This window comes from Novosphingobium sp. AP12, from assembly GCF_000281975.1.
Lineage (GTDB): Bacteria > Pseudomonadota > Alphaproteobacteria > Sphingomonadales > Sphingomonadaceae > Novosphingobium.
The window spans coordinates 40,709-57,830 of sequence record NZ_AKKE01000155.1; the positions used below are offsets into that span (position 1 = coordinate 40,709).

The window sequence follows — 17,122 nt, forward strand, 5'->3', positions numbered from 1 at the left end:
CCCAGGCTCGGCGCCTAGCGCCGGCGTGTTTCACAAAGGCGACGGCGCTTCGCTCACGGACCCGTCACCACCGTGCCGTAGGATGCGGGCGGCGACTTTTGCATGGTGGCAAGAAGATCGCGCATCGGGGTCTGCGGCTCGCGGATGCCGCCGCTGGTCGGGCGGTCGATGTCGAGGATCAGCAGGTAGGCGAGGGTCACCAGTCCCAGCAGCACGGCGGTGGCGGTCCGCTTGGGCGAGCGGGACATGACGTAGCCCAGGATCAGCGCCGCGATGACCATGTAGACCAGCAGCACTACCAGCACCCGCGGCGGGACGTGTGCGCGGCGCGCGGCGACGCGGGCGGCGCCTTCGTCGATGGTCAGGTTCATGGCGTCCACGAAGGTCGATGCAACCTCCAGCCCCCGTATCGGCCGGATCGCGGCCACCGTCTGGTTCCAGAGGCGCTTCTGCAGCACCTCGGACTGGGCGAGCAAGCCGAGCTGGAGATCCCCGGCGGGGTTTCGGCAAGTTCCAGTCGGTTGCCGGTGTACTCATGCAGTGTCGCGCTTATCTGCGAGCAGTAAGGCTCGTCGAGCAACTGCGCGCGCAAGTTGGTCGTGCCGATGGCGTTCGCATCCTCGAGCACCAGCGCCCGGCGCCCGTCGTGGCGGTCGACGACGAAGGTGAACCCCAGCAGAAGCGCGAGCAGCCCGAGCGCACCCGAGACGATGTAGCCCTCGTGCGTGTCCTCTTCTGCCTCCTCTTTACTGACGGCGGCGCCCTTGCGGCGGCGGCGGACCAGGATGCCTACCTGCATCGCGCCCCAGAGCAGGAGCAGCAGCAGGATGCCGAGCAGGGGCACCGGAGCCTGCGTGAACACGCGTGCGGTAAAATCGTCCGTCCCGTATCTCCCTATGCGGCGCGTGTGGCGATGCTGACGAACAGCGCGACGCCCGCGATCGACATGATCAGCGCCATGACCAGCACCGGTCGTCCCATTCGGAATTCGTTTGCCCGGCGCATTTCATGGAGCGTTGCCCAGTAGCTTATCGTGCCCAGCACCATCGCGGCCGTGCCCATCGCGGCCAGGAACAGGCCGACGCGCTGGGGGCTGTCCTCGTGGGCCTGCCCCGGCGCGCGCGGGATGCTGTCGAGGAACTTGTAGATCGTGAAGCCGAAGCTCAGCATCGAGAGCGAGGTTCGGATCCACGCCATCAGCGTGCGGTCGGCCGCGAGAATCGTGCGCTGTTCGCCGAGGTCCTTCGGCAGGATCGGTGGTCTCGCCATGACTTACGTGTCCCTCCTCAAGTCTTCACGGCTTCGGACTGTCCGAAGACTTCGACGTCGCGTCCCAGGAAAAAGCCGAGACCCGTGCGGATCGCAGCGATCGAGGCGAGCTGGCCGATGTCGTTCCAGGTCGGCGCGACGGCCGTCTCGATGATGTCGGCGCCCAGCGCGAACTCGAGCGCGAGCAGGATCGAGGTCGCGAAGTTCACCCAGATCGCACGGGCGGCCGGAGTGTCCAGCGAGCGCCTGGCGAGGGCCGCCACCAACTCGACCAGCGCGCGAACGCTGCCGGCGAGCACGACGACGACAACGACGAACTCCAGCAGCAGGCCGGCAGATTCCGCTATGTCCTTCAGCCAGCTTTCCATCGCTGTCCCCAGTTGCGAGCAACCGACAATGCCGCCTGCGCACGGGGAGGCGGCATCAGCAATTTCCCGCAGGAACGCCGTGCCGATTGCCTAGCCCGGCTTGCAGGTCGCGGCTTGCGGGCATGCGAGGCCCTCGGGCGAGGGGCAGGGAAATAAACGGCGGGAACTCGGCAATAACCCCGATGGGATAGCTCGCGCCAAGGCCGATAGTCTCGGTCGGCAAGAGAGCCGACGGCCGAAGCAAGGAGTTCGTCATGACTTCGAGGATTACAGGCATCTGCGTGGTCGCCTTCGCGGTGATGGCGATGGGCCCCGCGCAGGCCCAGACGACCGCTGCGCCGGACGCCGCGCCAGTCATTGAACCCGAGGCACTTGCGGCGATGGACCGCATGAGCGCAGCTCTCCTCGCGCTGCCCGGCTTCGTTCTGACGTCCGACGTCACCACCGAGAAAGTGCTCGAAACCGGGCAGAAGCTGCAGTTCGGCGGCACCGTCGATATGGCGATGCACCGTCCCGACTCGTTCAGGATCGTCGCCAATTCCGACATCCAGCAACGCGAATACTATTTCGCGAGCGGGAAGTTCACCGTCCTGTCGCCGCGCCTGAAATACTATGCGACCGCAGACGCCCCCGAAACGATCGGCCTCGCACTCGACAGGCTGAAGACGAAGTACGGCATCGAACTGCCGCTGGTCGACCTGTTCACCTGGGGGACCGACCAGACCATCCGTTCGCGGGTGGTGTCGGGCTACATGGTCGGGCCGGAGAAAATCGGCGGCCGGACCTGCGATCACATCGCCTTCCGCCAGAAGCTGGTCGACTGGCAGATCTGGATCGACAAGGGCGCGAAACCGCTGCCCTGCAAGATCGTCATCACCAACACCGACGACCCTTCGATGCCCCAGTACAGCGCGGTGCTGAACTGGGACGTGAGGACGGTCCCGAACGCCGCCGACCTCGCCTTCGTCGCGCCCGCCGGCGCCCACCAGATCACGCTGGTCGACCAGATCGCGAAAGCCGCTCAAGGAGACAAGCAGTGAATCCACTCCGTTCGCGCCGCCTGGCTGCGCTCGCATCGCTCGCGCTCGTCGCCGACCCGGTCGGGACGGGGCTGGCCGGCATCTCCGCGCTGGTCCTGACCGCGGCCGCACTTGTCCCGGTGCAGACCGAGGCCGCGCAGCGCAAAGGGGGCGGCGGTGGAGGCCGCGCAAGACCGGCTTCACGGCCTTCCGGCGGCGCCTCGCGTCCTGCGGGCGGCGGTGCCCGGCCTTCGGTCGGGAGCGGCGCCCGCCCCGGCGGCGGCGGCGCGGGGCGGCCTCCCGTTCGCGGCGGCTCCACCAACAACATCAACCACAGCAATCGCAACAGCGGGAACGTCAACGTCAACAACGTCAACGTGAACCGCAACGTGAACGTCAACGGCGGCGGAGGCTATTACGGCGGCGGTTACGACCATTACGACGACTGGGACGATCACTGGCATCCGCTGGCGACTGCTGCGGCCGTGACGATGACGGCGGCGGTGGTCGGCTCGATCGTGCGCAGCGTGCCTCCCAGCTGCTCCACAGTGATCGTGAACGGCACGAGCTATTCGCAGTGCGGGAGCACCTGGTATCAACCGCAGTACTCGGGCTCCTCGGTGCAGTACGTCGTGGTCAATCCGCCGCAGTAACGCGGGGAGACGTTGTTCGGTCATCCAAGAAGGGCGGCGGCCAAACCTGGCTGCCGCCCCAACCGTGTTCAGAAAGAGGCCTGGAGCACCAGCGCCGGCCCCCTCAGCTTGTATTGGATGCGCCCGTCCCAGCGCTGCTTGTCGATCCCGATTCGGTAGTCGACGTAGCGGTAGACGGCGCCGATCGCGACGTTCTTCATAATCGAATAGTTCGCGCCGACCTGCGCATTCACCAGGCGTCCGTCGTAGTCGTCGATCTTGAGCGACAGATAGTCGACCCGCGCATTCAGTTCGAGGCCCGGTGCCACTTTCCAGACACCGAAGACGCCGAGCGTGGGCAGCGGCGCGAGCACGTCGCGGCGCTTGGTTTCGATTTGCACGCCTTCGCCGCCGGCCGTGCTTTGGCCCGCCAGGGACAGTTCGAATTTCGTGACGTGCGCCCCCAGCGCCGCGCCCAGCTCCAGCGTGGGCGTCTGGACGATGGCGTAGCCGACGGTCAGCCGGTAGATGTCGCTGTCGAACCCACTCTGCACATGCGCCGCAACCGGATAGGTCACGCCGTCGAAGGTTATGTCGCGGGCGAGGTCGATGGAGCCGTTGCGCTTGAGCTTGTAGAAGTCCGCCCCGACGATGACCCTTCCGAAGCGGGCTCCCGCCGTCACCGAGGGAAGGACCTCGTCGTTGTCCATGTTGAGGTCGCTTTCGAAGTCGATGTCGGTGCCGACGGGCTGGTTGGGGCCTTTGACGGATACGCGGACGTCGGTGTCGATCTTTGGATAGAACGCCATAACGCTGATCCAGTACTTGTTGTCGAGCGTCTGGGCCTGCGCGGGTGACGCGATGGTGAAGGCGGAGCAGGCCGTCGCGCAAAGACAGCTCGCCCGCAGGGTGCGCTGGAGCAGCGTGGTCGTTCCCGGTGTCCTGCCCGACTTGTCGTGTACCATGGTCTGCTCCTGGCGAGGCCGCCTGCCGTTCGGGTCAGTCGGCGAGTGAAATGCGCGGCTTTTCACATCAGGGGATATGGTCATCGGGGCTCGGCGCGTATTGGGATTACCCAGCAGCATCACTCAGCATAAACCCTGAGGCCCCGGCATGCGGAACGCGGCTCCGGTTAAGCGATGATAAACGGAATCGCCGTAAGACCACGCGATGACCCGCCGCATCCTTCCTCGACGTTCGCAACGACGCCCCGTGGCGATGGCCGTCCAGTGCCGGACGCAGACCGGGCTGCGCGATGACGGCGAGATTTCCGACATTTCCTCCGAAGGCTGCTGCCTGCGGATGCGCGGCCTCTATTTCCGCGTCGGTGCCCGCCTCATCATCCGGCCGCAAGGGCTGGAGGGCATGCCCGGCGTGGTGCGCTGGATCAGCAGCGACCTTGCAGGCGTGGAGTTCGACCGCCCGATCTACGGCCCGGTGCTGGAGCATCTGGCAAAAGCGCACGCGATTCCCCAGCGCGCGTAACGTCGCCCCTGCGAATTCTCGTTCACGATAGCTGAAAGTTCTGGCCAAGCCGCCGGAGCGCTGCACACTCCCGATGGTATACGATCGGCGCGCTCAGCGCTGGCGGCCGCACAAGCATCGGGAGAGAGCGCTTGGCACTATCGACTGGCCCCGTGAGCGAGGCCCCCAATCACCCGCTCGCAGTCCGCATGGGCGTGATCGCGGGCGTATCGCACAACATGGTGATAGGCACCGTCATGGGCTCGTTCGGGCTCATGCTGGCTTCCGTCGAGCAGCGCCTCGGCGTCAGCGGGGAGCAGGCGGCGGCGGGCATCCCGCTGGTGCTGGTCGGCTCCTCGGTGCTGGCGCCCTTCGTCGGGGTGCTGATCGCCAAGGTCTCGCTGCGACTGCTGCTGCTGATTGGCGCGATGCTGACGGTGGCGGGCTATCTGACGCTGGCGTTCACGCATAGCTACGCGCTCTACCTCGTCGCCTATGGACTGTGCTTCGGCCCGGCGATGAGCTTGGCCGGATCGATCGGCCCGGCCACGCTGGTGACGCGCTGGTTCAACCGCAACCGGGGTCTCGCGCTCGGCATCGTCCACCTGCCGGTGGTGATCGCCGTGGTGCCCTGGACACTGGAGCGGGCGCTGTCGGTGACTTCGCCCTCGACCATCTATCTCGTCATCGGCGTGCTCTGCGCGGTGCTGATGCTGCCGCTGATTCTGCTGGCTATCGACCACCCGCCGGGCAAGACCGAGACCGTGGCGCCCGAACCCAGTGAAAAGCGGACCGCCGACGGCTCGTTCAGCATGGGCCAGCTACTCGCCCGCCCGCGCTTCTGGGCGATCTCGCTGGCGGCGGTCGCCAGCATGACCAGTTCGGTCCTGCTCGGCTCGCTGCTGGTGCCGATGGGCATGTCCTGGGGCTTCACCCGGCCCGAGGCGGCGCTGCTGCAGTCGATCATGTCACTGGTCGGCATCGCCGGCTCGATCCTGTTCGGCTGGATCGCGGACAAGCTGGGCGGCGGCCGTTCCCTGGCGCTGATCGGCTTCAACTGCGCGGTCCTCTGGCTGATCCTGCTGCAGCACCCGCCGTTCTGGATCGCCGCCGTGGTCATCGGCCTCATCGGCATGCACGGCGCGGGCGCAATCCCGACGCTGGGACGCGGGCTTTCGGACGCGTTCGGGCAGGCGAGCTACAGCCGCGGCTTCGGCCTCAACACGTTGATCGGCCTGCCGTTCATCGCCTTCGCGGTGGTCGGCTCGGCGCGGGTCTTCTCGGTTACGCGCAGCTACGACGGCGCGATCGTGGCGATGTGCGTGTTCTTCGTCGTGGCGATCGTGCTCGGCATCTACGCCGCGAGCGGGCCCAAGGCCAAGGAGCCTGTGCCGGCGGCGGTATAAGTCACCCTCGCCGCGCGGTGGCCTTGGGCTGGCCCAGCACCGGGTAGCCATGGCTGCCTGCGATGACGAGCCATTCGCCGTCGTCGCGGTCCTCCAGGCTGGGATGGATACGCGCCACCGGATGCGCGGCGATGTCGGCCAGCGCGTCGGCATGGTCGGCGTACTGCGCGAGCCGTTCCAGGTTGCGGCGGGTGGGAAAGATCACCGAGATCTCGCCCCGGTCCGCCATGGCCAGAGCCTTGGCCGCGCTGGCCCAGAACAGGCGGGTGTTCTCGGTGGCGTCGACCGCGATATCGACCGCGCCGGTGCCGAGGTCGGTCACGAAGAACCGCGTGTCGAAAGCCTTGTCCCACAGCGGGCACCAGTGCGCGAAGAAGGTCAGGGCGCCGGGATCGAGCGCCCAGCCGAACCGCTCCAGCACGGTGTCGAGCCGGCCCGTCTCAAGCAGCAGAGCCCGCGCGGCCACTGCTTCCGCCGCGCCGACGGGCTGGCGGGTGGCGATCATCAGGCCGGTCTCCTCCAGCGTCTCGCGGATGGCCGCGATTCGGGCTGCAGCGATCTCCAGAGCCTCCTCCGGGAGCAGGCGCCGGGCCAGTTCGTAATCGGCGGGATCGACCCGGCCGCCGGGAAACACCGCGGCGCCGCCGGCAAAGCGCATCTTTTTGGCGCGCTGGACCATCAGCACGTCGGGTGGCCCGCCCTCGGCGGAGCGGCGGAAGATCACCACGGTCGCGGCGGGGACGACGGCAGGCCCGTCTGCGGGCATCGGCTGATCGGAAGGAGCACTGAAGGACATGGTCAGGATGTCGCGCGCATGCGCGGCACGGGCAAGGGGAAACTGCGCCGCTCCGGCGGGGGGCGGTGTCGGCCTGGTTTACAGATCGAGTGACGAGCGCTGAAGGCGACTACGTGGAAATCGCGGATTTCCGGCGATATTCGAAACTGGCACGCCCCATGCTTATACAACCGCGTACCCCGAGAAGCAGTCTCGACAGAGGCGGGGCCGACAGTCTCACGGCCCCGCCTCCCCGAGCCCTCCGGTACGATCCCCGAGTTTCCGTAACCCAAACGAAAAGGCCCGGGCGTTCACCCGGGCCATCGAAATTCGGCGTTGCCTTAAATCAGCGCGGGATCAGCCCTGCGCGGCGATCCCGGCTTCGGCGACGAGCTGGTGCAGTTCACCGGCCTCGTACATTTCCATCATGATGTCGCTGCCGCCCACGAACTCGCCCTTGATGTAGAGCTGAGGGATCGTCGGCCATTCCGAAAACGCCTTGATGCCCTGGCGGATTTCCATGTCCTGCAGCACGTCGACAGTCTCGTAAGGGACGGCGAGGTGATCGAGGATGGCGATCGCACGGCTCGAGAAGCCGCACTGCGGGAACAACGGCGTGCCCTTCATGAACAGGACCACGTCGTTGCTGTTTACGATGTCGCCGATGCGGGCGTTGACGTCGGACATTTTCGAATAACCTCTAACTGTATGCGACGTCAGTTGGGGACGGCGGTGGTGAGTTGCAAGGCGTGGAGCACGCCGCCCATGCGGCCGCCCAGTGCTTCGTAGACCAGCTTGTGCTGGGCGACACGGGGCTTGCCGGCGAACGTAGCCGAAACGACGTGCGCGGAATAGTGGTCACCGTCCCCGGCGAGGTCGGTGATCGTCACCTGGGCATCCGGGAGCGCATCGCGGATGAGGGTTTCGATTTCGGTGGCGGTCATGCCCATGACGGTAATTCCTTAACCCAGGAAAGCGCGGCGCGCCTCGACCTGCTTGGCTTCCAGCGCGGCGCGGATTTCGCCTTCGCTGGTATCGACGCCGGCGGCGGTGAGGTCGCCGAGCAGCTTGCGGATCACGTCCTCGTCGCCGGCTTCCTCGAAGTCGGCCTGGACGACGGACTTGGCGTAGGCGTCGGTTTCTGCCGGAGAAAGGCTCATGCGAACGGCGGCCCACTCGCCGACGAGGCGGTTGCGGCGGGCCTGGATGCGGAACAGGGTATCGGCGTCGTGCGCGAACCTGGCTTCTTCGGCGCGCTCGCGATCCTCAAAACTCGTCATCGGACAACCTCGATTGATAGCGCCTCGCAAATGCGAAGGCGCGATGCTCGGGTAAGCCGATACGTGGAGGCGGGAGCAGGTTCAATCCCGATTCGACCTGTCCTCCCCCGGCGAAGAGGGAGGATCGCCGTTTCAGTTCACGCTCGCCGGCGTCCGCGCCAGGAACGGCAGGCCGCCGCGCGCCTTGGCCTCGTAGGCCGAGATCGCGTCGCCCTGCGCCATCGTCAGGCCCACTTCGTCGAGGCCGTTGAGCAGGCAGTGCTTGCGAAAGGCGTCGATCTCGAAGGTGAAGCGGTCCTGGAATGGCGTCGTCACCGTCTGGGTTTCGAGGTCGATGTCGATGGGGTCGGTCAGAGCGACTTCCATCAGGCGGTCGATCGCCTCCTGCGGCAGCGCCACGGTGAGTATGCCGTTCTTGAAGGCATTGCCCGAGAAGATGTCCGAGAAGCTCGGCGCGATCACGCAGGTCACGCCCATGTCGAGCAGCGCCCAGGCGGCGTGTTCACGGCTGGAGCCGCAGCCGAAGTTGTCGCCCGCGATGAGGATCGGGGCATCGGCGTTGGCGGGGTCGGTGAAGACGTTGCCCGGTTCCTTCTTCACCGCCTCGAACGCGCCGCGCCCGAGGCCGTCACGGGTGACGGTCTTGAGCCAGTGCGCCGGGATGATGACGTCGGTGTCGACGTTCTTGCGCCCGAAGGGGATCGCCTTGCCGGCGACGTGGTTGATCGCCTGCATCAGTCCGTCTCGGTGGGGTAGTGCGGCGCGGTGCTGGTGGCGCCGGGCTTGCCGTCGGCCTTCTTGCGGTCGCTCCGGCGCTTCACGAAGAGGAGCGCGGCGGCGATCGCGGCCGAGCCGATCGCGGCGCCGGCGGCGAGGGCGGCTTTGCCGGCCAGCGAGTTGTCGTTGTCGTCGGACATGGGGGCTATCCTATCAGTTTGCGGCAGCGAGTTCGGCGGGGGCGAGGTCGCGCACGTCGGTCAGCTTGCCGGTGACGGCGGCGGCGGCGGCCATCGCCGGGCTCATCAGGTGGGTGCGCGCACCCGGGCCCTGGCGGCCGGTGAAGTTGCGATTGCTGGTGGAGGCGCAGCGCTCGCCCGAGGGGACCTTGTCGGGGTTCATGGCGAGGCAGGCCGAGCAGCCCGGCTCGCGCCATTCCAGCCCTGCGTCGATGATGATCTTGTCGAGACCCTCGGCCTCGGCCTGTTCCTTGACGAGGCCCGAGCCCGGCACGACGATTGCCCACTTGACGTTGTCGGCCTTGTGGCGGCCCTTGAGGACCTGCGCGGCGGCGCGGATGTCCTCGATGCGGCTGTTGGTGCAGCTGCCGATGAAGACGTTCTGCACTTCGACGTCGGTCAGCTTCGTGCCCGGAGTCAGGCCCATGTATTCCAGACTCACCTTGACCGCGTCGCGCTTGGAAGCGTCGGCGAAGTCTTCGGGCGCGGGGACCACGCCGCCGATGCCCGAGGTGTCCTCGGGGCTGGTGCCCCAGGTGACGGTGGGCTGGATGTCCTCGGCGCGGATGTGGACGGACTTATCGTAGGTCGCGCCCTCGTCGGTGGCGAGGCCCTTCCACCAGGCGAGCGCCTTGTCCCAGTCGTCGCCCTTGGGTGCGTAGGGGCGGCCCTGCACATAGGCGAAAGTGGTTTCGTCAGGCGCGACGAGACCGGCGCGGGCGCCTGCCTCGATCGCCATGTTGCAGACCGTCAGGCGGCCTTCGACGGTCATTTCCTCGAAGACGTTGCCGCAGAACTCGATGACATGGCCGGTGCCGCCGCCGGTGCCGACGACGCCGATGATGTGCAGGACGACGTCCTTGGGCGAGACGCCGACGCCGAGCTTGCCCTCTACGCGAACCTCGAAGGTCTTGGACTGCTTGAGCAGCAGCGTCTGCGTGGCGAGCACGTGCTCGACCTCACTGGTGCCGATGCCGAACGCCAGCGCGCCGATGCCGCCGTGGCAGGCGGTGTGGCTGTCGCCGCAAACGATCGTCGCGCCGGGCAGCGAGAAGCCCTGCTCGGGGCCGACGACGTGGACGATGCCCTGCTCACGGTCGGTGTCGGCAATGTAGCGGATGCCGAAGGCGGGGGCGTTCTTCTGCAGCATGTCGAGCTGCTGCGCGCTCTCGAGGTCGGCGATGGGCACGCGGTTGCCCGCCGCGTCCTTGCGCGCGGTGGTGGGCAGATTGTGGTCGGGCACTGCGAGCGTAAGGTCGGGACGGCGCACCGGGCGGCCGGCGGCGCGAAGGCTTTCGAAAGCCTGCGGGCTCGTCACTTCGTGGACGAGGTGCCGGTCGATATAGACGAGGCAGGTGCCGTCGTCGCGGGTGTCGACGACGTGGGCGTCCCAGATCTTCTGGTAGAGGGTGCGCGGTGTGGTTGTCATGATAGGGCGCGATTAAGCGCGCGAGGCGTGCAATTCAAGGGGCAAGGCCATACGCAATGAAAGTTTGGCGAAACTTTCATTCAAATGAAGGTGCTTTCGCGATTTTTTTATTGCCTGAGTGACCTCGTGCGACCGCAACGCGAAACGCACCCGACCTTCCGGTCGGATGCGTCCGTATCATTGTCGATCAGCGATGGCGGCGGTCGTGGTGGACCGGAGCGTGGTGGGCGACGTGGCGGGGCGGGGCGCGGTGAGCCACGCGGTGGTGGGTCACGCGGCGCTTCTCGACGTGGCGCTTGGGCGCATGACGGGCGTGGTGGAGCGGCTTGCGGTGCTCGACGCGCTGGTCGTGGTGGCGCGGGGCTGCTTCGGCGACCGTGGGGGCCAGCGAGGCCATGCCGAGCAGGGCGACGAGGGCCGGCGCGACGATCTTGGTGAACTTGCGCATGGGCGTAAACTCCTATGAAGAATTGAGAATGTTGCCGGGCTAGAACCGTGGTCGGCGAGGAAGGCTGCCACGGTCCTGGCGAATTCAGCTTAGGCGGGGATCAGCCGCGGCGGCCTTCGTAGTCGCGGCGTTCCATGTGGAGAGCTACGTAGACCTTGTTGACGCGGGTCTGGAGGGCGCGCGTCTCCTGCTGGCTCAGGCCGCCCCGGGCATATTGGCCGTAGAGCCGCTGGACGTTTGCGGCATCGCGGCGCAGGCCGGTCGCCTCGCGCTGCGAGATCGTGCGGCGCGACGCGGCGCGGTCGATCTGGGCGCGCAGGCCCTGGATGTCGGAGCGGATGTTGGCGTTGCGGTTCGGCGTGTAGCGAGCCGCTTCGTGGCGGTTCTGGCTGTAGGGCGCGGCTTCCGCAATGGCGGGAGCGATGGCAGACAGGCCGAGCACGGCGACGAGGGCGGGGGCGACCAGCTTGGTGAACTTGCGCATGGGTGACACTCCTTTGCTTAAACCTTGAAAACCGGCGGAAGGGGAGGATCGTCCTCGCTTCCGATGCATTCAGGTTTAGGGCTCGCAAGCTGAACGCCAGAGATATGACCCGTCGCACGAATGTGTGCGTTTGTAAGAGAGTGTCGCATGTCGCGGACCGCCTGCTATAAGGCCGCCCATGTCGCTGACCGCCGTGATCCTCGTCGTCCTTGCCTCCGTCGCCGCGATGGAGTTCGTCGCCTGGTCAAGCCACAAGTACGTGATGCACGGATTCGGCTGGGCCTGGCACCGCGACCACCACGAACCCCACGACAATCTGCTCGAGAAGAACGACCTTTTCGCGCTGTTCGGCGCGGGGATCAGCATCGGAATGTTCGCTCTGGGCTCGCCGATGGTGATGGGCGCCGCGGCATGGGAGCCGGGGACGTGGATCGGGCTCGGCGTGCTGATCTACGGCGTCATCTATACGCTGATCCACGACGGCCTCGTCCACCAGCGCTACTTCCGATGGGTGCCCAAGCGCGGCTACGCCAAGCGGCTGGTGCAGGCGCACAAGCTGCACCATGCGACCATCGGCAAGGAGGGCGGCGTCAGCTTCGGCTTCGTCGTCGCGCGCGATCCCGCCGTTCTCAAGCGTGAACTGCGCGATCAGCGGACGAGGGGCATCGCCGTGCTGCGCGAAGCGGTGGACGAGCGGTAGCGCCTGCCGCTGTGCCGGGCCTCCCGACTCGGGAAAACCTTCCGGCAGGCACCGCGATTCCCTGACTTCGCATGGGGGATAATCCTGAGCCCCTGTCGTTGGAACGCAGGCACCGGCCGGGCGTTTTTCCCTCGCCGCACACTTAGGGAGGTACCTGTATGAAGAGAGGTCTCATCATCCTCGCGGGCGTCGGCGGCATTGCCCTCGCCGGTTGCGCCGCCAAGCAGGAATCGCTTCCACCCGCGCCGCCCCCGCCCCCGCCGCCTCCGGGCGCCGTTGCCGGCACGACCGCCGCGGACCGTGACGGCGACGGCGTTATCGATGGCTACTACACCCCGGACGGCATCTATCACCCGAACTACACGACGCCGCCGCCCCCTCCGCCGCCCCCGCCCAGCAGGAAGGGCGAACGCGGCTGAGTGACGTAACCGAAAGGCCGCGATGATTTTCCGCCGGTTTCTCCGCGGCCACGCAACGGCCGTGCTGATGAGCATGACCGTCCTGACCGCAAGCCCGGCTCTGATCGAGCCGGTGCTTGCGGCGCCGGCCAAGGCGCCTGCCAAAGCCAGGCCGAAGGCCAAACCCAAGGCGCCTCCCAAGGCTCCGGTGGCGAAGAAATCCGTCCCCGTCGATCCGGCGACCGTCTCGGCCATCAGGGGAGAGGCGGGCGGGAGGATCGCCAGGTTCTATGAAACCCGCGAGTACCGACCGCTCTGGATAGTCGGCGGCAAGGCCGGCGACCTCATTGGGGCGGCGGCGCAGGACTTCCTGCGCGATCTCGACGATGCCAAGCTCGATGGGCTCGATCCCGCGCGCTACGACCCTCAGGGCCTGCGCGAAGCGATCGCCGAGGCGGACCGGGGCGGGCCGGAGGAACTGGCTGTCGCCGAAGTCGCGCTGACCAGAGCCTTCACCAAATATGTCGGCTACATGCGCAAGGTCCGTGACGTGGGCATGATCTACGTCGGCAAAGGGCTCAAGCCCGCGAAGCTCGCCGACGACGCCGTGCTGCGCGTCGCCGCGATGAAGGACTTCACCAGCTACGTGGAGACCATGGGCTGGATGAGCCCCCACTACGTCCGCATGCGCGAGGCGCTGCGCGCCGCCGAGAAGGCCGGCGCCGACCGCGAGACGCTGGACGTCCTGCGCCTCAACCGCGAGCGGGCGCGGGCACTGCCTTCGGCCGCCGTGCGCCACATCGTCGTCGATGCAGCCGCGGCGCGGCTCTATTACTATCAGGACGGCGAGCAGGTGGGCACCATGCGCGTCGTCGTCGGCGCCAAGGAAACGCAGACGCCGATGTTGGCGGGCACGATCAACTGGGCGATCTTCAACCCCTACTGGAACATCCCCGACTACCTCACGCGCGACAACGTGGCGCGTAAGGTGCTGTCGGGCCGCACACTCGAATCGATGGACATGGAAGTGCTGTCCGACTGGAGCGCCTCGCCGGAGGTGGCCGATCCTTCGACGATCGACTGGCAGGCGGTGCGCGACGGCAAGGTGGTCCTGCGTATCCGGGAACTGCCCGGCCCGGCGAATTCGATGGGCAAGGTCAAGTTCCTGTTCCCCAACGACGAGGGCATCTACCTCCACGACACGCCCAACCGCGACCTTCTCGTCAAGGTGGACCGCCACCTCTCGAACGGCTGCATCCGCCTGGAGGACGCGCCCGCGCTGGGCCGCTGGATGATGGGCAAGTCTTTCGGGGTAAAGAGCAAGGCGCCCGAGCAGGCGGTGGCGCTCCCCGCGCCGGTGCCGGTCTATCTCACTTACCTGACCGCCACGACGACCAAGAAGGGCGTGGCCTTGCTGGACGACGTGTATGGTCGGGACGACAGGCGCGGGCCGAAACTGGCGTTCTGAGGGCGGCCTACTCCGCCCGGGTCCAGATCCAGGTCCCGACCGTTGCCAGCACGCCGAGCGGGATCAGCGTCCACCACCCTCCGGCAGTGAACCACACTACCGCCACGCTCAGGCTCATGGTGAGGATCGCGGCGATCTTGCCCTTGCGGCTGATCGCCCGCCGGTCGCGCCAGGCGACGAGGTGAGGGCCGTACTTGGGGTGGGCATAAAGCCGCTCGGCCCATTCGGGGTGGCTGTTCGAGAAACACCACGCCGCCAGCAGGTAGAACACGACTGTCGGCAGCAGCGGCACGAAGATGCCCAGCGTACCGATGCCGACGAATACCACCCCGCCGACGATCCAGAGGGCGCGGCGGGCCTTATGCATAACGCGCAGCGGTCTCCCGGATCAGCGCGATCATGTTGGGGATGCCCTGCGTGCGGTTGGACGAGAGCTGGTTCTTCAGGTCGAACGGGGCGAGGGCCTGGGTGATGTCGGTCCCGGCCACGGTCGCGGCGGGCCGGTCCTGCACGGCGGCGATCACCAGGGCGACGATGCCCTTGGTGATGCCGGCGTTGCTGTCGGCCAGGAAGTGCAGGGTGCCGTCCTCGCGCGCGGTGGGATAGACCCAGACGCTGGCCGAGCAGCCGCGCACCTTGGTGGCATCGGTCTTCAGCGCGTCGGGCATCTCGTCCAGCTCACGGCCCAGTTCGATGAGCAGGCGATAGCGTTCGTCGCCATCGAGGAATTCGTACTCTTCGCGGATATCGTCGAGGCTGCGCATGGCCTTGGCATTTAAGCCGGAAGGGCCGCAGGGCAAGGGGAACATTGCAAGGCGGGGGGGTTCCTGTCAGGGAATTGCCCATGACCGCAGAGAGCAGCCACCCCTTCCACGACATGCACGAGCACGGCTTCGTGCGCGTCGCCGCCTCCACCCCGCGCGTTCGCACCGCCGATGTCGCCTTCAACCTGGATGCCGTGCTGGCCGAGGCGCGGCGGGCGCACGAGGCGCATGTTGACCTGCTGGTCTTCCCCGAGCTGTGCCTCTCCTCCTACGCGATCGACGACCTGCACCTGCAGGCGGCGATGATCGAGGCGGTCGAGGCGGCGATCGCAGATGTCGTGGCGGCCAGCGCGGACCTTGCGCCGGTGCTGCTGGTCGGCGCGGCTCTGATGCGGAAAGGGCGCCTCTACAACTGCGCGCTCGCCATCGCGCATGGCAAGCTGCTGGGCGTGGTGCCTAAGTCGTACCTGCCCAACTACCGCGAGTTCTACGAAAAGCGCTGGTTTGCCAGCGGCAAGGCGATCCGGGGCCAGACGATCACCGTGAACGGCGAGGATGTGCCCTTCGGCGTCGACCTCGTCTTCGCTTCCGAAGTCCTGCCGAACTTCCGGTTCTTCGCCGAGATCTGCGAGGACTTCTGGGCGCCCACTCCGCCAAGCTCGCTGGGCGCGATGGCGGGGGCGACGATCCTCGCCAACCTCTCGGCCTCGAACATCGTGATCGGGAAGTCGGACGAGCGCCACATGCTCTGCCGCTCGCAGTCGGCGCGCGCGGTGGCGGCCTACGTCTACTGCGCGGCGGGCCACGGCGAGAGCACCACCGACCTCGCGTGGGACGGACAGGGCGTGATCTACGAACTGGGCGACCTGCTCGCCGAATCGGAGCGCTTCTCGTTCGCGCCGGAGCTGTGCATCGCCGACGTCGACTGCGACCGCATCGTCATGGACCGGGTGCGCGTGCCCACCTTCAACGACGCCGCCGAACTGGCCGGCTCGCCCGAAGACACCTTCCGCACCGTCCGCTTCGCCCATGTTCCGGTCAGCGGAGACATCGGCCTGATCCGCCCCGTCGGCCGCTTCCCCTTCGTACCCGCCCGCGCCGACAAGCTGGATGCCGATTGCTACGAGGCGTTCAACATCCAGGTCGACGGGCTGATGCGGCGGATGGAATCGACCTCCGCGAAGTCGCTGGTGATCGGCATCTCGGGCGGGCTCGATTCGACCCACGCGCTGATCGTCGCCGCGCGCGCCTGCGACCGGCTCGGCCTGCCCCGCACGACGATCCGGGGCTACACCATGCCCGGCTTCGGCACGAGCGACGGCACCAAGGCCAACGCCTGGAAGCTGATGGAAGCGGTGGGAATCACCGCCGAGGAAATCGACATCCGCCCTGCCGCGACGACGATGCTGCAGGACATCGGCCATGCCTTTGCCGATGGCCAGCCGGTCTACGACGTGACTTTCGAGAACGTGCAGGCGGGCCTGCGCACCGACTACCTGTTCCGCCTCGCCAGCCAGCATTCGGGCTTCGTGGTCGGCACCGGGGACCTGTCGGAGCTGGCGCTGGGGTGGTGTACCTATGGGGTCGGCGACCAGATGAGCCACTACGCGGTCAACGCCGGCGTGCCCAAGACGCTGATCCAGTACCTGATCCGCTGGTGCGCGACGACCGACCAGTTCAGCGCCTCGACCGAGAAAATCCTGCTCGCCATCCTCGCGACCGAAATCTCGCCCGAGCTGGTGCCCGCAGGCGCGGACGGCGCGATCCAGAGCACCGAGGCGAAGATCGGGCCCTACGAACTCAACGACTTCTTCCTCCACCACGTCATGCGCTTCGGGCAGAAGCCGTCGAAAGTCGCGTTCCTCGCCTGGCACGCCTGGCGCGAGGCGTCGTCGGGCGCCTGGCCGGCAGGCTTTCCCGAGGCCAAGAAGAACGAATACGACCTCGCGACGATCCGCTCTTGGCTGGAGAAGTTCCTGGGCCGCTTCTTCGCGTTCAGCCAGTTCAAGCGCTCGGCCATTCCCAACGGCCCGAAGGTGTCCTCCGGCGGCGCCCTGTCCCCGCGGGGAGACTGGCGCGCACCTTCCGATGCCAGCGCGGCGGTGTGGCTGGCGGAACTCGACGCAAGGGTGCCGCGCATCTGAAGCGGACACACGCAAACGCCCGCTGGCGAATGCGGGCATTACGCCGGGAAACTTGCGCGAAAAAACGTCGGGTCGGCGTCACGGGCGCCCATGCTTGAGGGCGCGGGTACTCGTAGTG

24 protein-coding genes are annotated in these 17,122 nt (G+C 67.1%); 8 read left to right on the forward strand and 16 right to left on the reverse strand.

The features are described from left to right. Positions 1-53: 53 nt before the first annotated feature. The 4 genes from PMI02_RS26055 to PMI02_RS21590 are packed head-to-tail and all read right to left on the reverse strand — an operon-like array spanning position 54 to position 1,637. Complete coding sequence (locus tag PMI02_RS26055) at positions 54-371, reverse strand: hypothetical protein (protein ID WP_052025696.1); 318 nt, start codon at positions 369-371, stop codon at positions 54-56. Beyond that, complete coding sequence (locus PMI02_RS26060; RefSeq protein ID WP_052025697.1) at positions 368-862, reverse strand: hypothetical protein; 495 nt, start codon at positions 860-862, stop codon at positions 368-370. Before PMI02_RS26060 ends, PMI02_RS26055 begins: the two co-directional genes overlap by 4 nt. A gap of 32 nt (positions 863-894) precedes the next feature. Continuing rightward, on the reverse strand, positions 895-1,269 hold the full coding sequence (locus PMI02_RS21585) for a YidH family protein (RefSeq protein ID WP_007686952.1): 375 nt from the start codon (positions 1,267-1,269) through the stop codon (positions 895-897). A gap of 17 nt (positions 1,270-1,286) precedes the next feature. Continuing rightward, positions 1,287-1,637, reverse strand: coding sequence for a DUF1622 domain-containing protein (locus PMI02_RS21590; protein WP_007686954.1), 351 nt, complete (start codon positions 1,635-1,637; stop codon positions 1,287-1,289). Between the two features lie 254 nt (positions 1,638-1,891). On the opposite strand from PMI02_RS21590, the gene PMI02_RS21595 reads away from it, so the two are divergent. Both PMI02_RS21595 and PMI02_RS21600 read left to right on the forward strand, forming a co-directional pair. Beyond that, entirely contained in the window at positions 1,892-2,677 is a 786-nt protein-coding gene (locus PMI02_RS21595; RefSeq protein ID WP_007686955.1) for a DUF2092 domain-containing protein, read from the forward strand. Next, positions 2,674-3,309, forward strand: a complete 636-nt coding sequence (locus tag PMI02_RS21600) for a hypothetical protein (RefSeq protein ID WP_007686957.1) — start codon at positions 2,674-2,676, stop codon at positions 3,307-3,309. The genes PMI02_RS21595 and PMI02_RS21600 overlap by 4 nt, the downstream gene beginning before the upstream one ends. Positions 3,310-3,377: 68 nt before the next feature. Here PMI02_RS21600 and PMI02_RS21605 read toward each other — a convergent pair whose 3' ends face one another. Then, entirely contained in the window at positions 3,378-4,253 is an 876-nt protein-coding gene (locus tag PMI02_RS21605; RefSeq protein ID WP_007686959.1) for a hypothetical protein, read from the reverse strand. Between the two features lie 205 nt (positions 4,254-4,458). Here PMI02_RS21605 and PMI02_RS21610 point away from each other — a divergent pair, with 205 nt between their 5' ends. Further along, a complete protein-coding gene (locus PMI02_RS21610; RefSeq protein WP_081496752.1) occupies positions 4,459-4,773 on the forward strand; it encodes a PilZ domain-containing protein in 315 nt (104 codons plus the stop codon). A gap of 152 nt (positions 4,774-4,925) precedes the next feature. Next, the gene (locus tag PMI02_RS21615; protein ID WP_238539135.1) at positions 4,926-6,158 is read left to right on the forward strand and encodes an MFS transporter; all 1,233 of its coding nucleotides are present in this window, start codon (positions 4,926-4,928) and stop codon (positions 6,156-6,158) included. 1 nt (position 6,159) lies between these two features. Here PMI02_RS21615 and PMI02_RS21620 read toward each other — a convergent pair whose 3' ends face one another. From PMI02_RS21620 to PMI02_RS21660, 9 genes are all read right to left on the reverse strand, one after another. Then, positions 6,160-6,954 carry an NUDIX domain-containing protein gene (locus PMI02_RS21620; protein WP_007686965.1) on the reverse strand — a complete coding sequence of 265 codons (795 nt, stop codon included), beginning with the start codon at positions 6,952-6,954 and terminating at the stop codon, positions 6,160-6,162. 336 nt (positions 6,955-7,290) lie between these two features. Then, positions 7,291-7,620 (reverse strand): Grx4 family monothiol glutaredoxin, encoded by a 330-nt coding sequence (grxD, locus tag PMI02_RS21625; protein ID WP_007686967.1) that lies wholly within the window; start codon positions 7,618-7,620, stop codon positions 7,291-7,293. A 29-nt stretch (positions 7,621-7,649) separates the two neighbouring features. Continuing rightward, entirely contained in the window at positions 7,650-7,883 is a 234-nt protein-coding gene (locus PMI02_RS21630; protein WP_007686969.1) for a BolA family protein, read from the reverse strand. 12 nt (positions 7,884-7,895) lie between these two features. Then, on the reverse strand, positions 7,896-8,213 hold the full coding sequence (locus PMI02_RS21635; RefSeq protein ID WP_007686972.1) for a DUF1476 domain-containing protein: 318 nt from the start codon (positions 8,211-8,213) through the stop codon (positions 7,896-7,898). A 132-nt stretch (positions 8,214-8,345) separates the two neighbouring features. Further along, on the reverse strand, positions 8,346-8,948 hold the full coding sequence (leuD, locus tag PMI02_RS21640; RefSeq protein ID WP_007686974.1) for a 3-isopropylmalate dehydratase small subunit: 603 nt from the start codon (positions 8,946-8,948) through the stop codon (positions 8,346-8,348). Then, positions 8,948-9,130 (reverse strand): hypothetical protein, encoded by a 183-nt coding sequence (locus PMI02_RS21645; protein WP_007686976.1) that lies wholly within the window; start codon positions 9,128-9,130, stop codon positions 8,948-8,950. The genes leuD and PMI02_RS21645 overlap by 1 nt, the downstream gene beginning before the upstream one ends. Before the next feature lie 13 nt (positions 9,131-9,143). Beyond that, entirely contained in the window at positions 9,144-10,598 is a 1,455-nt protein-coding gene (gene leuC / locus PMI02_RS21650) for a 3-isopropylmalate dehydratase large subunit (RefSeq protein WP_007686978.1), read from the reverse strand. A gap of 187 nt (positions 10,599-10,785) precedes the next feature. Beyond that, a complete protein-coding gene (locus tag PMI02_RS26760; protein WP_007686980.1) occupies positions 10,786-11,046 on the reverse strand; it encodes a hypothetical protein in 261 nt (86 codons plus the stop codon). A gap of 100 nt (positions 11,047-11,146) precedes the next feature. Then, entirely contained in the window at positions 11,147-11,530 is a 384-nt protein-coding gene (locus PMI02_RS21660; RefSeq protein WP_007686982.1) for a hypothetical protein, read from the reverse strand. A 178-nt stretch (positions 11,531-11,708) separates the two neighbouring features. Here PMI02_RS21660 and PMI02_RS21665 point away from each other — a divergent pair, with 178 nt between their 5' ends. The 3 genes from PMI02_RS21665 to PMI02_RS21675 all read left to right on the forward strand — a co-directional run bounded on the left by PMI02_RS21665 (position 11,709) and on the right by PMI02_RS21675 (position 14,096). Beyond that, positions 11,709-12,230 (forward strand): sterol desaturase family protein, encoded by a 522-nt coding sequence (locus PMI02_RS21665; protein ID WP_007686984.1) that lies wholly within the window; start codon positions 11,709-11,711, stop codon positions 12,228-12,230. 158 nt (positions 12,231-12,388) lie between these two features. Continuing rightward, the gene (locus PMI02_RS21670) at positions 12,389-12,649 is read left to right on the forward strand and encodes a hypothetical protein (protein ID WP_007686986.1); all 261 of its coding nucleotides are present in this window, start codon (positions 12,389-12,391) and stop codon (positions 12,647-12,649) included. Positions 12,650-12,716: 67 nt separating this feature from the next. Beyond that, positions 12,717-14,096: a L,D-transpeptidase family protein gene (locus PMI02_RS21675; protein WP_238539136.1), complete on the forward strand. Its 1,380-nt coding sequence runs from the start codon at positions 12,717-12,719 to the stop codon at positions 14,094-14,096. A 7-nt stretch (positions 14,097-14,103) separates the two neighbouring features. On the opposite strand, the gene PMI02_RS21680 is transcribed toward PMI02_RS21675, so the two are convergent. Together PMI02_RS21680 and PMI02_RS21685 are read right to left on the reverse strand one after the other, a co-directional pair. Continuing rightward, positions 14,104-14,463, reverse strand: a complete 360-nt coding sequence (locus PMI02_RS21680; protein WP_007686991.1) for a YbaN family protein — start codon at positions 14,461-14,463, stop codon at positions 14,104-14,106. Then, the gene (locus PMI02_RS21685) at positions 14,456-14,860 is read right to left on the reverse strand and encodes a SufE family protein (RefSeq protein ID WP_036504986.1); all 405 of its coding nucleotides are present in this window, start codon (positions 14,858-14,860) and stop codon (positions 14,456-14,458) included. The genes PMI02_RS21680 and PMI02_RS21685 overlap by 8 nt, the downstream gene beginning before the upstream one ends. 80 nt (positions 14,861-14,940) lie before the next feature. Between PMI02_RS21685 and PMI02_RS21690 the strand changes: the two genes are divergently transcribed. Continuing rightward, positions 14,941-17,004, forward strand: a complete 2,064-nt coding sequence (locus PMI02_RS21690) for an NAD(+) synthase (RefSeq protein WP_007686995.1) — start codon at positions 14,941-14,943, stop codon at positions 17,002-17,004. Positions 17,005-17,122: the final 118 nt, after the last annotated feature.

What these genes read in the sequence shown, in the direction of transcription:
- leuD (WP_007686974.1), bottom strand. Translation starts at nt 8,948, where the DNA reads ATGCAGGCGATCAACCACGTCGCCGGCAAGGCGATCCCCTTCGGGCGC.
- PMI02_RS21595 (WP_007686955.1), top strand. Translation starts at nt 1,892, where the DNA reads ATGACTTCGAGGATTACAGGCATCTGCGTGGTCGCCTTCGCGGTGATG.
- PMI02_RS21630 (WP_007686969.1), bottom strand. Translation starts at nt 7,883, where the DNA reads ATGGGCATGACCGCCACCGAAATCGAAACCCTCATCCGCGATGCGCTC.
- PMI02_RS21610 (WP_081496752.1), top strand. Translation starts at nt 4,459, where the DNA reads ATGACCCGCCGCATCCTTCCTCGACGTTCGCAACGACGCCCCGTGGCG.
- PMI02_RS26055 (WP_052025696.1), bottom strand. Translation starts at nt 371, where the DNA reads ATGAACCTGACCATCGACGAAGGCGCCGCCCGCGTCGCCGCGCGCCGC.
- PMI02_RS21635 (WP_007686972.1), bottom strand. Translation starts at nt 8,213, where the DNA reads ATGACGAGTTTTGAGGATCGCGAGCGCGCCGAAGAAGCCAGGTTCGCG.
- grxD (WP_007686967.1), bottom strand. Translation starts at nt 7,620, where the DNA reads ATGTCCGACGTCAACGCCCGCATCGGCGACATCGTAAACAGCAACGAC.
- PMI02_RS21590 (WP_007686954.1), bottom strand. Translation starts at nt 1,637, where the DNA reads ATGGAAAGCTGGCTGAAGGACATAGCGGAATCTGCCGGCCTGCTGCTG.
- PMI02_RS21685 (WP_036504986.1), bottom strand. Translation starts at nt 14,860, where the DNA reads ATGCGCAGCCTCGACGATATCCGCGAAGAGTACGAATTCCTCGATGGC.
- PMI02_RS21670 (WP_007686986.1), top strand. Translation starts at nt 12,389, where the DNA reads ATGAAGAGAGGTCTCATCATCCTCGCGGGCGTCGGCGGCATTGCCCTC.
- PMI02_RS21680 (WP_007686991.1), bottom strand. Translation starts at nt 14,463, where the DNA reads ATGCATAAGGCCCGCCGCGCCCTCTGGATCGTCGGCGGGGTGGTATTC.
- PMI02_RS21620 (WP_007686965.1), bottom strand. Translation starts at nt 6,954, where the DNA reads ATGTCCTTCAGTGCTCCTTCCGATCAGCCGATGCCCGCAGACGGGCCT.
- PMI02_RS21605 (WP_007686959.1), bottom strand. Translation starts at nt 4,253, where the DNA reads ATGGTACACGACAAGTCGGGCAGGACACCGGGAACGACCACGCTGCTC.
- PMI02_RS21585 (WP_007686952.1), bottom strand. Translation starts at nt 1,269, where the DNA reads ATGGCGAGACCACCGATCCTGCCGAAGGACCTCGGCGAACAGCGCACG.
- PMI02_RS21660 (WP_007686982.1), bottom strand. Translation starts at nt 11,530, where the DNA reads ATGCGCAAGTTCACCAAGCTGGTCGCCCCCGCCCTCGTCGCCGTGCTC.
- leuC (WP_007686978.1), bottom strand. Translation starts at nt 10,598, where the DNA reads ATGACAACCACACCGCGCACCCTCTACCAGAAGATCTGGGACGCCCAC.
- PMI02_RS21690 (WP_007686995.1), top strand. Translation starts at nt 14,941, where the DNA reads ATGACCGCAGAGAGCAGCCACCCCTTCCACGACATGCACGAGCACGGC.
- PMI02_RS26760 (WP_007686980.1), bottom strand. Translation starts at nt 11,046, where the DNA reads ATGCGCAAGTTCACCAAGATCGTCGCGCCGGCCCTCGTCGCCCTGCTC.
- PMI02_RS21675 (WP_238539136.1), top strand. Translation starts at nt 12,717, where the DNA reads ATGAGCATGACCGTCCTGACCGCAAGCCCGGCTCTGATCGAGCCGGTG.
- PMI02_RS21665 (WP_007686984.1), top strand. Translation starts at nt 11,709, where the DNA reads ATGTCGCTGACCGCCGTGATCCTCGTCGTCCTTGCCTCCGTCGCCGCG.
- PMI02_RS21645 (WP_007686976.1), bottom strand. Translation starts at nt 9,130, where the DNA reads ATGTCCGACGACAACGACAACTCGCTGGCCGGCAAAGCCGCCCTCGCC.